Below are 12,430 nucleotides of genomic sequence, written 5' to 3' on the forward strand. Positions count from 1 at the left end.
CCGTGTGGGGCACGACGCGGGACTGCCTGCCGCAAGGAATCGGGCTACGGAACGGAGTCTAGACTTTTTGGAAATCCAGTTCCCTAGGTGAAATCACGTAGAAATAAATTTCCAAATTTTCGAGGAAGTGATCTACAGTTTCATCCGGATGCTTCAGTCCGTATCGGATTCGATCGGACTCGGCCCGGCGGCGCGCAACGCGCCGTCTTCCGCCCCCCGGAGATGAGGAGACAGATTGATCATGAAGACCAAGCTGATGGCCGTCGCGGCCGCCGCGATCCTGGCAGCGCCGCTCGCGCATGCCGAGAAGATCGGCGTGACGATGGCGTCGTTCGACGACACGTTCCTGACCATCCTGCGCAACAGCATCGCCGATTCGGCGAAGAAGGACGGCGCGACGGTGCAGATCGAGGACGGCGGCAACGACGTCGGCAAGCAGTTGAGCCAGGTCCAGAACATGATCGCGCAGAAGGTCGACGCGATCATCGTGAACGCGGTCGATACCGACGCGACGCCGAAGATCACCAAGATGGTGACGGCGGCCAAGATTCCGCTTGTCTACGTGAACCGCAAGCCGGTCGATTTCGACAAGCTGCCGGCGGGCGTCGCGGTCGTCGCGTCCGACGAGAAGCAGTCGGGCACGCTGCAGGCACGCCAGGTGTGCAAGCTGCTCGGCGGCAAGGGCGACCTTCTCGTGCTGATGGGCGAGCTGTCCAACGAGTCGGCGCGCGCCCGCACCAAGGACATCGAGGACGTGATCGCGACGAAGGATTGCTCGGGCATGAAGATCGTCGACAAGCGCGAGGGCAAGTGGAGCCGCACGCAGGGCCAGGACATCACGATGAACTGGCTGAGCTCCGGCACGAAGTACGACGCGATCATCTCCAACAACGACGAGATGGCGATCGGCGCGATCAACGCGCTGAAGGCCGCGCGCAAGTGGACGCCGAAGACGATCGTCGCCGGCATCGACGCGACGCCGGACGGCCTCGCGTCGATGAAGAGCGGCGAGCTGAAGGTGTCGGTGTACCAGAACGCATCCGGGCAGGGGCAGCAGGCCGTCGCGGCCGCGCTCAAGCTCGCGAAGAAACAGCCCGTCGACCGCTACGTGAACGTGCCGTTCGAGCTCGTGACTCCCGAGAACATGAACCAGTACGCGAAGCATTGACCGGTGATCCGTTGAATGGCGCGGGCCCGGCACGACCGGGTTCGCGCACGACTTGTCGAGGAACGTCCATGTTTACAGCCAGAGTCGCGCGCCCGATGGCCGGCGACGATGCGCGGGCCGCTTCGTCCGGCCCGACCGGCGCGTCGGCCCCGCCGGCTTCTTCCGCGGCCGACTGCGTGCTCGAGGTGCGCGGTGTCGGCAAGTCCTTTCCGGGCGTCGTGGCGCTCGACGGCGTGCAGTTCCGCGTGCGCCGCGGCACCGTCCACGCACTGATGGGCGAGAACGGCGCGGGCAAGTCGACGCTGATGAAGATCATTGCCGGCGTCTACACGCCCGACCAGGGCGAGATCCTGATCAACGGCGAGCCGGTCGTGCTGAACGGCCCGCTCGATGCGCTCGACCGCGGCATCGCGATGATCCACCAGGAACTCAACCTGATGCCGTACATGACGGTCGCGGAGAACATCTGGATCCGCCGCGAACCGAAGAACCGTTTCGGCCTGATCGATCACGCCGCGCTGCGCCGCCAGACGGCCGAGCTGTTCGAGCGGCTGTCGATCGACATCGATCCGGAAACCGACGTGCGCACGCTGACGGTCGCGAGCCGCCAGATGGTCGAGATCGCGAAGGCGGTGTCGTTCGACTCCGACGTGCTGATCATGGACGAGCCGACTTCCGCGCTGACCGACAAGGAAGTCACGCACCTGTTCCGGATCATTCGCCAGCTGCGCGAGCAGGGCAAGGGCATCGTCTACATCACGCACAAGATGAACGAGCTGTTCGAGATCGCCGACGAGTTCTCGGTGTTCCGCGACGGCAAGTACATCGGCACGCATGCATCGAGCGACGTCACGCGCGACGACATCATCCGCATGATGGTCGGGCGCGAGATCACGCAGATGTTTCCGAAGGAAGAGGTGCCGATCGGCGACGTCGTGCTGTCGGTGCGGAACCTCGGCGTCGACGGCGTGTTCCGCGACGTGAGCTTCGAGCTGCGCGCGGGCGAGATCCTCGGCGTGGCCGGCCTCGTCGGCTCGGGGCGCTCGAACGTCGCGGAGGCGCTGTTCGGCGTCGTGCCGGCCACGTCGGGCGAGATCCGCATCGACGGCAAGCCGGTGCGCATCACGACGCCCGCGCAGGCGATGAAGCACGGGATGGCCTTTCTCACCGAAGACCGCAAGGACACCGGCTGCTTCCTGAATCTCGACCTGCTCGCGAACATGGAAGCGGCGGTGCTCAGCCACCGCTACGTGAAGTTCAACTTCGTGCGGCAGGCGCAGCTGAAGCGCGACTGCGAGGCAATGAGCCGGATGCTGCGCGTGAAGTCGCCCGGGCTGCACGAGGAAATCCAGAACCTGTCGGGCGGCAACCAGCAGAAGGTGCTGATCGGCCGGTGGCTGCTCACGCAGCCGCGCATCCTGATCCTCGACGAACCGACGCGCGGCATCGACGTCGGCGCGAAGGCCGAGATCCACCGGCTCGTCAGCGCGCTCGCCGGCAAGGGCGTCGCGGTGCTGATGATCTCGTCGGAGATGCCGGAAGTGCTGGGAATGAGCGATCGCGTGATGGTGATGCACGAAGGGCGCATGACCGGCATCGTCGATCGCAAGGACGCCGACCAGGTCCGCATCATGGATCTCGCGTCGCGCTGAGCCGAACCAAGATTGGAGACAAAGCAATGGGCAACCTGAACCCGGTCGCGGATGCGCAGACCATGACCCTCAAGACGCGGCACACGAAGTGGCCGCCCGAGCTGAGCATCTTCCTCGTGCTCGTCGGCATCAGCCTGTTCTTCGAGATCGTCGGCTGGATCGTCGTCGGCCAGAGCTTCCTGTTCAACACCGAGCGGCTCGAGATCATCGTGCTGCAGATGGCCGTGATCGGCATCATCGCGGTCGGCGTGAACCTCGTGATCATCACCAGCGGGATCGACCTGTCGTCGGGCTCGGTCGTGGCCGCGGCGGCGGTCGTCTCGGCGAGTCTCGCGCAGGTGTCCGACTTCCCGCGCGCGGTGTTTCCGCACCTGACCGACCTGCCGATCATCTGGCCCGTGCTCGCCGGCGTGTGCGTCGGGCTGCTGGTCGGCCTGCTGAACGGCTCGCTGATCGCGATGACGGGCATCCCGCCGTTCATCGCGACGCTCGGCACGATGGTCGCCGCGCGCGGCTTCGCGAAGTGGTTCACCAACGGGATGCCGGTGTCGATGCTGACCGACCAGTTCGCGGCGATCGGCGCGGGCGCCAACCCGGTGATCATCTTTCTCGTGATCGCCGCGATCTTCCACGTCGTGCTGCGCTACACGCGTTTCGGCAAGTACACCTATGCGATCGGCGCGAACCGTCATGCGGCCGTCGTATCGGGCATCAACGTCACGCGCCACCTGATCTTCGTCTACGCGATCGCGGGCCTGCTGAGCGGGATCGCCGGCACCGTGACGGCCGCGCGCGCGATCTCCGGCCAGTCGGGCATGGGCGTGATGTACGAGCTCGATGCGATCGCGGCGGTCGTGATCGGCGGCACGTCGCTGTCGGGCGGCCTCGGCCGCGTGACGGGCACCGTGATCGGCGTGCTGATCCTCGGCGTGATGACGTCGGGCTTCACGTTCATCCGCATCGACGCGTATTACCAGGAGATGGTCAAGGGCGCGATCATCGTCGCGGCCGTGATCGCCGACCAGTACCGCAACAAGAAGAAGCGCCGCTAACCCTTCGTGCATCGCAGGTCGAGGGTGGCACGTGCCGCCGCCTTCGCCTGGAACCCGCCACCGTCGAGGATATTCGATGAAGATCGCGCTGGACCCGTACATGATTCGCCACCTGCCGCTCGACCGCCTGCCGCATGCGGTGGCCGAGCTCGGCTACGACCAGATCGAGCTGTCGCCGCGCAGCGACTTTCTCGACTGGTGGGTGATGCCGCGCGCGACGCGCGAGCGGATGGCCGCGTTCCGGCAGGCGATGCGCGCGAGCGGCGTCGGCCTCGCGTCGCTGCAGCCGATGTACCGCTGGGCGAGCCCGTTCGAGGACGAGCGGCAATGGGCGGTGCGCTGCTGGAAGCAGGCGATCGAGGTGGCGGTCGAGATGGAGTGCGCGCTGATGGTGTCGGAGTTCGGGCGCGGCGCGTCGCCCGAGCGCTCGGTCGGCGAACGGCCGGGGGCGAACCCGAAGGAGCTGTGCGAAGCCGCGTGGTTCCGGTCGATGGACGAGCTGCTGCCGATCCTCGAGCGCGAACGCATCGTGCTGTCGGTCGAGCCGCATCCGGAGGACTGGATCGAGCAGCTGCAGCCCGCGATCGACATCGTCACGAACATCGGCTCGCCGTCGCTGAAGCTGTCGTACATCGCGCCGCACACGTTCTACTACGGCGACGACATGGCCGCGATGATCGCGCAGGCCGCGCCGATCCTCGCGCACGTGCGCGTGGCCGACACCTTCGACCATCGCAAGAGCAGCCAGCTGCGCTACATCGTGAACCCGCCCGGTTCGAACCAGATTCGCGTGCACCAGCATCTCGACATCGGGCAGGGCGAGATCGACTGGGACGTGTTCTTTCGCGCGCTCGGCGCGGCAGGCTTCGACGGCGTGATGTCGTCGTGCGTGTTCGCGTGGGAGGACCGTGCGGAAGCGTCGTCGCGCTACATGCGCGACACGATCCGGCGCTACGTCGATCGTCATTTCGATCGTACCGCGCGCTGACGGATGACTGACCGGTGCGGCGCGTGCCGCACCGCCAATGAACGAGTGGAGACTTTTAGATGACCTTGCAAATCGGCGTGATCGGCTGCGGTGCGATCGGCCAGGACCATATTCGCAGACTGACCCGCACGCTGTCCGGCGCGCGCGTCGTGGCCGTCAACGACATCGATCCGCAGCAGGCGCGCGACGCGGTGACGAAGTATGGGCTCGACGCCGAGATCTACGGCGACGGCCATGAGGTGGTCGCGGCCGCCGACGTGCAGGCCGTGCTCGTCACGTCGTGGGGGCCGACGCATGAAGCGTTCGTGCTCGACGCGATCGCGCACGGCAAGCCGGTGTTCTGCGAGAAGCCGCTCGCCGTGACGGCCGAAGGCTGCATGCGGATCGTCGAAGCGGAAGTCGCGCACGGCAAGCGGCTCGTGCAGGTCGGCTTCATGCGGCCGTACGACGAAGGCTATCGCGCGCTGAAGCGCGTGATCGACAGCGGCGAGATCGGCGCACCGCTGATGCTGCATTGCGCGCACCGCAACCAGTCGGTCGGCGAGCGCTACACGACCGACATGGCGATCACCGACACGCTGATCCACGAGCTCGACGTGCTGCGCTGGCTGCTCGGCGAGGACTACGTGAGCACGCAGGTCGTCTATCCGAGGAAGACGCGCCATGCGTCCGCGCATCTCGCCGATCCGCAGATCGTGCTGCTGGAAACCGCGAGCGGCGTGCGCATCGACGTCGAGATCTTCGTGAACTGCCAGTACGGCTACGACATCCAGTGCGAGGTGGTCGGCGAGCAGGGCATCGCGAAGCTGCCCGATCCGCCGGCCGTGGGGCTCAAGCATTCGGCGCGGCAGTCGGTCGAGATCATGACCGACTGGAAGGAGCGCTTCATCGCGTCGTACGACGTCGAGCTGCAGGCGTTCATCGACGGCGTGCGCGCGCATGCGCTCACCGGGCCGTCGGCCTGGGACGGCTACGCGGCGGCGGTCGCGGCCGACGCCTGCGTGCGTGCGCAAAAGAGCGGGGCGGTCGAGCCGATCGCGATGGCCGAACGCCCTGCGTTCTATCGCGGCTGAACCGCAGCCGCCTACTTGCCGGACTGACCGACATGACGATGAAGATGGGTTGCGCACCGTGCTGCTGGGGTGTCGACGACGTGAAGAACCCGCACCTGCCGCCGTGGCGGCAGGTGCTTGCCGAAGCCGCCGAGGCCGGCTACTCGGGCATCGAGCTCGGGCCGTACGGCTACATCCCGCTCGAACTCGACGTGGTGAGCGCCGAGCTCGAACGGCAACGCCTGAGCATCACCGCCGGCACGATCTTCGACGATCTCGTGTCGCCTGAGAACCTGCCGAACCTGTTGCGCCAGACGCGCGAGATCTGCGCGCTGATCACGCGGCTGCCGAAGCTGCCGACGCAGGACGGCCAGCGCTATGCGGCGCCGTACCTCGTCGTGATGGACTGGGGCCACGACGAACGCGACTACGCGGCCGGCCACGGCGATCGCGCGCCGCGGCTGTCGGACGAACGCTGGGCGGCGATGGTCGACCACATCCGGCAGATCGCGACGATCGCGCGCGACGAATTCGGCGTGCGCACGGTGATTCATCCGCATGCGGGCGGCTACATCGAGTTCGCGGACGAGATCGACCGGATCGTGGCCGACATTCCGGCCGACACGGCCGGCCTCTGTCTCGACACGGGCCACCTGTACTACTCGGGCATGGATCCGGAGGCGTGGCTGCGCCGCCACGCGGCGCGCCTCGACTACGTGCATTTCAAGGACATCGACGCGGCCGTGTACGACGCGGTGATGGGCGAGCACATCGCGTTCTTCGCCGCGTGCGCGCGCGGCGTGATGTGCCCGATCGGCACCGGCGTGCTCGACTACCGGTCGATCCGGCACGCGCTCGACGACATCGGCTACGCGGGATACATCACGATCGAGCAGGAGCGCGACCCGCGCAATGCCGGCACGAGCCTGCGCGACGTCGCGGCGAGCCGCGCGTTTCTCGCATCGGCCGGCTTCGCGTGATCCACCGCATCACGCCCACCCTGAACTGAACACGGACCAGGAACACCCTCATCATGATTGACGGACAGATTCTGCTTGGACATTCGATTCGCTGGGGCATGGTCGGCGGCGGGCTCGGCAGCCAGATCGGCTACAGCCACCGGTCGGCCGCGCTGCGCGACGGCAGCTTCCAGCTGGTCGCGGGCGCGTTCGACATCGATCCCGAACGCGGCCGCCAGTTCGGCGTGAAGCTCGGCGTCGCGGCCGAGCGCTGCTATCCCGACTACGCGACGATGTTCGACGCCGAGGCGCGCCGCCCCGACGGCATTCGCGCGGTCTCGATCGCGACGCCGAACAACACGCACTTCGAGATCTGCCGCGCCGCGCTGAACGCGGGGCTGCACGTGGTCTGCGAGAAGCCGCTGTGCTTCACGACCGAGGAGGCCGAGGCGCTGCAGCGGCTGTCGGTCGAGAAGAACCGGATCGTCGGCGTCGCGTACGGTTATTCCGGACACCAGATGATCGAGCAGGCGCGCGAGATGATCGCGAGCGGCGATCTCGGCGAAATCCGCATCGTGCAGATGCAGTTCGCGCACGGGTTCCACAGCGAGGGAGTCGAGGCCGCGAGCGCGGCGGCGCGCTGGCGCGTCGACCCGAAGTTCGCGGGCCCGAGCTACGTGCTCGGCGACATCGGCACGCATCCGCTGTACATCTCCGAGGTGATGGCGCCCGAGCTTAAGATCCGGCGCCTGATGTGTTCGCGGCAGAGCTTCGTGAAGAGCCGCGCGCCGCTGGAAGACAACGCGTTCACGATCATGGAATACGACACGGGTGCGGTCGGCTACGTGTGGTCGAGCGCGGTGAACGCGGGTTCGATGCACAGCCAGAAGGTGCGGGTGATCGGCTCGAAGGCGAGCGTCGAGTGGTGGGACGAGCATCCGAACCAGCTGCGCTACGAAGTGCAGGGGCAGCCGGCGCAGGTGCTCGATCGCGGGATGGGTTATCTGCATCCGCACGCGTTGCGCGAGGATCGCATCGGCGCCGGGCATCCGGAGGGGCTGTTCGAGGCCTGGTCGAACCTGTATGCGCGCTTCGCGCTCGCGATGGATGCGGCCGACCGCGGCGACGTCGCGGCACTGAAGAACATCCGCTATCCGGACGTCCATGCGGGCGTGGAAGGCGTGCGCTGGGTCGAGAACTGCGTGCGCTCCGCCGATGCGGGCGGCGTGTGGGTCGACTATCGTTGAACCGGTCGAACCGCGCGCGACGGGCCCGCTGCGGTGCGCCGCGCGCCCGTCGCGCAAGGCTTTGCGCCGTCGGCCGGCGTTGGTAGACACCCTAATCTTTACGACGCCGCGTGAGCGTTGGACAATCGCTTCCAGTGTTGCCGTGGAGCGTAGGCAAGTGATGATCGAGCGCGTGGGAGCGAGCACGCGGCGCGGGCCGCGTCGCAAACGTGATTAAATTCGCCCTTCATGCATGGTTCCAGTCGAGTCCCGGGCCGCGCCCGCCAGTATCGCGCGCACATCGGGGCCGTCAACTTCGCGCTATCCGATGAGTTCATCCGAGAAACCTCCCGCCACCGTCGAGCAGTTCCTGCAGCACCTGACGCAGGAGTACGACGGCCTCAGCAATCGCCTGAAGGTGATTGCGCGCCACGTGGAAACGCATCGGGACCAGCTTGGCCTGGAGGGCATCCAGACGCTCGCGCAGGCGTGCGGCGTGCAGCCGTCGGCTGTCGTGCGCTTCGCGAAGCACTTCGGCTTTTCCGGCTTCTCCGAGATGCAGAAGCTGTTCCGCGAGGGGCTCGCGCAGCAGATCGCGCCGGGGCGCGCGTACAACCTGCGGCTGCGCGACGTGATCGAATCGGGCTCGTCGAGCCTGCAGCCCGAGCAGATCGCCGACGAATTCATCAAGGGCAGCATTGCCGGGATGCAGCAGCTGCGGCAGACGCTCGATTCGCAGGCGCTCGCGCAGGCCGTCGACCTGCTCGCCGATACGCAGGCGATCTGGATCGCGGGCTCGCGGCGCGCGTTTCCGATTGCGGTGTATCTCGACTACGCGCTGCAGCACACCGACAAGCGCATCGGGCTGTTCAGCGCGCTCGGCAGCATGCATCTCGGGCAGATCCGCTCGGTGCGCGAGGGCGACGTGATGATCGTCATCTCGTTCATGCCGTATGCGGAGGAAACCGTGCAGGTCGCGCAGCAGGCCGTGCAGCGCGGCGCACGGCTGATCGCGATCACCGACAGCCGGATGAGTCCGCTGGCGCGGGAGGCCGAGGTGACGCTGATGGTGCAGGACAGCGCGACGTTCGGCTTCCGCGCGTTGACGGCCACGATGGGTCTTGCGCAGAGCCTGTTCGTCGCGCTCGCGTACCGGCTCGAACTGTCGTACCTGCCGACCGCCGACGGCGCGCACGGCACGCAGGCCGGCTGACGCCTCCTGCCGGTGTTGCTGGTGTGCCGCCCGCGCGACAGCGCAGCGGGCGGTGTACCGTCAGGCGGTTACTTCGCGGTCGGCATCGCGAATTCGGCGCCCTTGCCGATGCTCGACGACCAGCGCTGCATCACCGACTTCTGGCGCGTGTAGAAGCGCACGCCTTCCTCGCCGTACGCATGCATGTCGCCGAACAGGCTCTTCTTCCAGCCGCCGAAGCCATGCCACGCCATCGGCACCGGAATCGGCACGTTGATGCCGACCATGCCGACCTGGATGCGCCGCGCGAACTCGCGCGCGATGCCGCCGTCGCTCGTGAAGCACGACACGCCGTTGCCGAATTCATGCGCGTTGATCAGGTCGACCGCTTCGCCGAAATCCTTCACGCGCACGCAGCCGAGCACGGGCCCGAAGATTTCTTCCTGGTAGATGCGCATGTCGGGCGTCACGTGATCGAACAGCGTGCCGCCGGTGAAGAAGCCGGCCTCGCGGCCCGGCACGCGCAGCCCGCGGCCGTCGACCACCAGTTGCGCGCCTTCGTTCACGCCTTGCTCGATATAGCCTTCGATGCGCTTCAGCGCATCGCCGGTGACGATCGGGCCCATCTCGACTTCCGGCGACATGCCGTCGCCGATCACCAGCTTGCGTGCACGCTCGGCCACCAGCGGCACGATCTGGTCCGCGACGTCGCCGACCAGCACCGCGACGCTGATCGCCATGCAGCGTTCGCCGGCCGAGCCGTACGCGGCGCCGATCAGCGCATCGACAGCCTGCTCGAGGTTCGCGTCGGGCATCACGACGAGGTGGTTCTTTGCGCCGCCGAGTGCCTGCACGCGCTTGCCCGATTGCACGGCGCGCTGCTGCACGTAGGCCGCGATCGGCGTCGAGCCGACGAAGCTGACGGCTTGCACGTCCGGGTGGTCGAGCAGCGCGTCGACCGCGCCCTTGTCGCCCTGCACGACGTTGAACACGCCGGCCGGGAGACCGGCCTGCGTGAGCAGGTCGGCGATGAACAGGGCCGCCGACGGGTCGCGCTCGCTCGGCTTCAGCACGAACGTGTTGCCCGTCGCGATCGCGACCGGGAACATCCAGCACGGCACCATGCACGGGAAGTTGAACGGCGTGATGCCCGCGACGACGCCGAGCGGCTGGCGCATCGTCCAGTTGTCGATGCCGGTGCTGACCTGGTCGGTGAAGTCGCCCTTCAGCAGCTGCGGCACGCCGCACGCGAATTCGATGATGTCGATGCCGCGCGCGACTTCGCCTTGCGCATCGGAGAACACCTTGCCGTGCTCGGCCGTGATGATCGCCGCGAGGGCGTCGCGGTGCTCGTTCATCAGTTGCAGGAAGCGGTGCAGCACGCGCGCGCGGCGGATCGGTGGTGTCGCGGCCCAGGCCGTGAACGCGGCGTGGGCCGACGCGACGGCCTGCTGCACTTCGCTGTCGTCGGCGAGCGCCACGCGGCGCACCGCGCGGCCGAGCGCCGGGTTGAGGACGTCCTGGAAGCGGCCGCTGCGGCCGGCGACGGGCGCGCCGTCGACATAGTGGCCGACGTCGGCGTCGGAGGTGTACGCGGGAACCGGATTCATCGTGTCTCCTGGGGGATCGGGTGAGGGTGGACAGCGCCCAGTCTAGGCAAACGGACAGGGCGGGAGAAGGCCGCGCAGCTTGATTCACTGTTCAGAATTCTGAATAATCACCGGATGAATCAGCAAAATGTCCAGGCGCTCTGGCCGCATATCCATTCGCTGACGGTGCTGGCCGCGGCCGGCAGTTTCACGGCGGCCGCGCAGCGGCTCGGCATCAGCAAGGCCGCGATGAGCCAGCGCATCGCCGATCTCGAAAAGGCCGCCGGCGTGCCGCTCGTGCGGCGCACGACGCGCAGCGTGCGGCTCACCGACGCGGGCCAGACGCTCGTCGACAGCACGCGCGACGCGTTCGAGTCGATCGGGCAGCACTTCGCGCGCGTGAAGGACCTGGCCGGCGAGCCGCGCGGCCTGCTGCGCCTGACGGTGCCGGTTGCGCTCGGGCGCCAGCAGGTCGTGCCGCACCTGCCCGATTTTTTGCGGCAGCATCCTGGCGTGCAGATCGAGCTCGACCTGTCGGACCGGCTGCATTCGCTGACGCAGGAGGGTTTCGATCTCGCGATCCGCCATACGACCACCGCGCCGCAGACCCACGTCGCATGGAAGCTGTGCGACACGCGCTCGCTGCTCGTCGCGAGCCGCGACTATCTCGACGCGCGTGGCGCGCCGCGCCACCCGAGCGAACTCGTCGAGCACAGCTGCCTGTGCTACCTGCGCGACAACGAGCCGGCCGCCTGGAGCTTCGAGCCGCACGGCCGGCGGCGCGAGCGCGTGAGCGTGCCGGTGCGCGGCAGCTTCGCGGCGAACAACAGCGAGGCGATGCGCGAGGCCGCGCTCGGCGGGCTCGGCATCGCGCTGCTGCCGGATTTCAGCGCGCAGCGCGATCTCGACGCCGGCCGGCTGGTCGCGCTGCTCGACGGCTGGCGGCCGTCGGGCGCGTTCGGCGACCACATCTTCGCGATCCGTCCGTACAGCCCGGTCGTGCCGAGCGCGGTGCGCGCGCTCGTGCGGCACCTGCGCGAACGGCTCGCGGGCGGCTTTTCGGGCACCTGAGCCCGGTGTTTGCGGGCGTCCGCTTGGTGGCGGCCCGGGCAGGCGCGGCGGCGCTGCGGTAAAATCGCGGCTTCTCTCCGCGCCTTGAACGGCGCGTCATTCGAAGGTCGACAGCCGATGCAGATTCACAAGGAAGTGGACGCGCGCGGGCTCAATTGCCCGTTGCCGATCCTGCGTGCCAAGAAAGCGCTCGCCGATATGGAAAGCGGGCAAATCCTCAAGGTGCTCGCGACCGATCCCGGCTCGCAGCGCGATTTCGCCGCGTTCGCGAAGCAGACGGGCAACGAGATCGTCGAATCGACGACGCAGGACAAGACCTTCGTGTTCCTGATGCGCCGCCGCTGACGGCCCGTATCGCGGTGCCGGCAGCGCCTGGCGCCGGTCACACTTTTCTGACAATTCTTAAACCTCGCTGCGTGATCGGCTGCGTATACTGACCCGGCCGGTCGTCCGCTCGCAGCGGATGCGCCGGCCACGGTAC

The 12,430-nt window shown here is 67.4% G+C and carries 11 protein-coding genes; 10 read left to right on the forward strand and 1 reads right to left on the reverse strand.

The window, feature by feature from the left end; translation table 11 throughout:
* The first annotated feature begins 241 nt into the window (after window positions 1-241).
* From CFB39_RS07505 to CFB39_RS07540, 8 genes are all read left to right on the forward strand, one after another.
* Window positions 242-1,168 (forward strand): sugar ABC transporter substrate-binding protein, encoded by a 927-nt coding sequence (locus CFB39_RS07505; protein WP_089473243.1) that lies wholly within the window; start codon window positions 242-244, stop codon window positions 1,166-1,168.
* 68 nt (window positions 1,169-1,236) lie between these two features.
* On the forward strand, window positions 1,237-2,820 hold the full coding sequence (locus CFB39_RS07510; protein WP_089472620.1) for a sugar ABC transporter ATP-binding protein: 1,584 nt from the start codon (window positions 1,237-1,239) through the stop codon (window positions 2,818-2,820).
* A 26-nt stretch (window positions 2,821-2,846) separates the two neighbouring features.
* Window positions 2,847-3,872, forward strand: a complete 1,026-nt coding sequence (locus CFB39_RS07515) for an ABC transporter permease (protein ID WP_089425167.1) — start codon at window positions 2,847-2,849, stop codon at window positions 3,870-3,872.
* 76 nt (window positions 3,873-3,948) lie between these two features.
* Entirely contained in the window at window positions 3,949-4,860 is a 912-nt protein-coding gene (locus CFB39_RS07520; protein WP_089472621.1) for a sugar phosphate isomerase/epimerase family protein, read from the forward strand.
* 59 nt (window positions 4,861-4,919) lie between these two features.
* The gene (locus tag CFB39_RS07525; RefSeq protein WP_089430967.1) at window positions 4,920-5,933 is read left to right on the forward strand and encodes a Gfo/Idh/MocA family protein; all 1,014 of its coding nucleotides are present in this window, start codon (window positions 4,920-4,922) and stop codon (window positions 5,931-5,933) included.
* Window positions 5,934-5,965: 32 nt separating this feature from the next.
* A complete protein-coding gene (locus CFB39_RS07530; protein ID WP_089472622.1) occupies window positions 5,966-6,892 on the forward strand; it encodes a TIM barrel protein in 927 nt (308 codons plus the stop codon).
* A 53-nt stretch (window positions 6,893-6,945) separates the two neighbouring features.
* Window positions 6,946-8,118, forward strand: coding sequence for a Gfo/Idh/MocA family protein (locus CFB39_RS07535; protein WP_089472623.1), 1,173 nt, complete (start codon window positions 6,946-6,948; stop codon window positions 8,116-8,118).
* A gap of 307 nt (window positions 8,119-8,425) precedes the next feature.
* Window positions 8,426-9,310, forward strand: a complete 885-nt coding sequence (locus tag CFB39_RS07540) for a MurR/RpiR family transcriptional regulator (RefSeq protein WP_089425172.1) — start codon at window positions 8,426-8,428, stop codon at window positions 9,308-9,310.
* Window positions 9,311-9,378: 68 nt separating this feature from the next.
* Here the strand turns inward: CFB39_RS07540 and CFB39_RS07545 are convergent, their stop codons facing one another.
* Window positions 9,379-10,899 (reverse strand): CoA-acylating methylmalonate-semialdehyde dehydrogenase, encoded by a 1,521-nt coding sequence (locus CFB39_RS07545; protein WP_089472624.1) that lies wholly within the window; start codon window positions 10,897-10,899, stop codon window positions 9,379-9,381.
* A 114-nt stretch (window positions 10,900-11,013) separates the two neighbouring features.
* Between CFB39_RS07545 and CFB39_RS07550 the strand changes: the two genes are divergently transcribed.
* Window positions 11,014-11,949 (forward strand): LysR family transcriptional regulator, encoded by a 936-nt coding sequence (locus tag CFB39_RS07550; RefSeq protein ID WP_089439849.1) that lies wholly within the window; start codon window positions 11,014-11,016, stop codon window positions 11,947-11,949.
* A 117-nt stretch (window positions 11,950-12,066) separates the two neighbouring features.
* Window positions 12,067-12,294, forward strand: coding sequence for a sulfurtransferase TusA family protein (locus tag CFB39_RS07555; RefSeq protein WP_006402122.1), 228 nt, complete (start codon window positions 12,067-12,069; stop codon window positions 12,292-12,294).
* Window positions 12,295-12,430: the final 136 nt, after the last annotated feature.

This window comes from Burkholderia sp. AU6039 (assembly GCF_002223365.1).
In the GTDB taxonomy this organism is placed as follows: Bacteria; Pseudomonadota; Gammaproteobacteria; order Burkholderiales; family Burkholderiaceae; genus Burkholderia.

What these genes read in the sequence shown, in the direction of transcription:
- CFB39_RS07505 (WP_089473243.1), top strand. Translation starts at nt 242, where the DNA reads ATGAAGACCAAGCTGATGGCCGTCGCGGCCGCCGCGATCCTGGCAGCG.
- CFB39_RS07510 (WP_089472620.1), top strand. Translation starts at nt 1,237, where the DNA reads ATGTTTACAGCCAGAGTCGCGCGCCCGATGGCCGGCGACGATGCGCGG.
- CFB39_RS07515 (WP_089425167.1), top strand. Translation starts at nt 2,847, where the DNA reads ATGGGCAACCTGAACCCGGTCGCGGATGCGCAGACCATGACCCTCAAG.
- CFB39_RS07520 (WP_089472621.1), top strand. Translation starts at nt 3,949, where the DNA reads ATGAAGATCGCGCTGGACCCGTACATGATTCGCCACCTGCCGCTCGAC.
- CFB39_RS07525 (WP_089430967.1), top strand. Translation starts at nt 4,920, where the DNA reads ATGACCTTGCAAATCGGCGTGATCGGCTGCGGTGCGATCGGCCAGGAC.
- CFB39_RS07530 (WP_089472622.1), top strand. Translation starts at nt 5,966, where the DNA reads ATGACGATGAAGATGGGTTGCGCACCGTGCTGCTGGGGTGTCGACGAC.
- CFB39_RS07535 (WP_089472623.1), top strand. Translation starts at nt 6,946, where the DNA reads ATGATTGACGGACAGATTCTGCTTGGACATTCGATTCGCTGGGGCATG.
- CFB39_RS07540 (WP_089425172.1), top strand. Translation starts at nt 8,426, where the DNA reads ATGAGTTCATCCGAGAAACCTCCCGCCACCGTCGAGCAGTTCCTGCAG.
- CFB39_RS07545 (WP_089472624.1), bottom strand. Translation starts at nt 10,899, where the DNA reads ATGAATCCGGTTCCCGCGTACACCTCCGACGCCGACGTCGGCCACTAT.
- CFB39_RS07550 (WP_089439849.1), top strand. Translation starts at nt 11,014, where the DNA reads ATGAATCAGCAAAATGTCCAGGCGCTCTGGCCGCATATCCATTCGCTG.
- CFB39_RS07555 (WP_006402122.1), top strand. Translation starts at nt 12,067, where the DNA reads ATGCAGATTCACAAGGAAGTGGACGCGCGCGGGCTCAATTGCCCGTTG.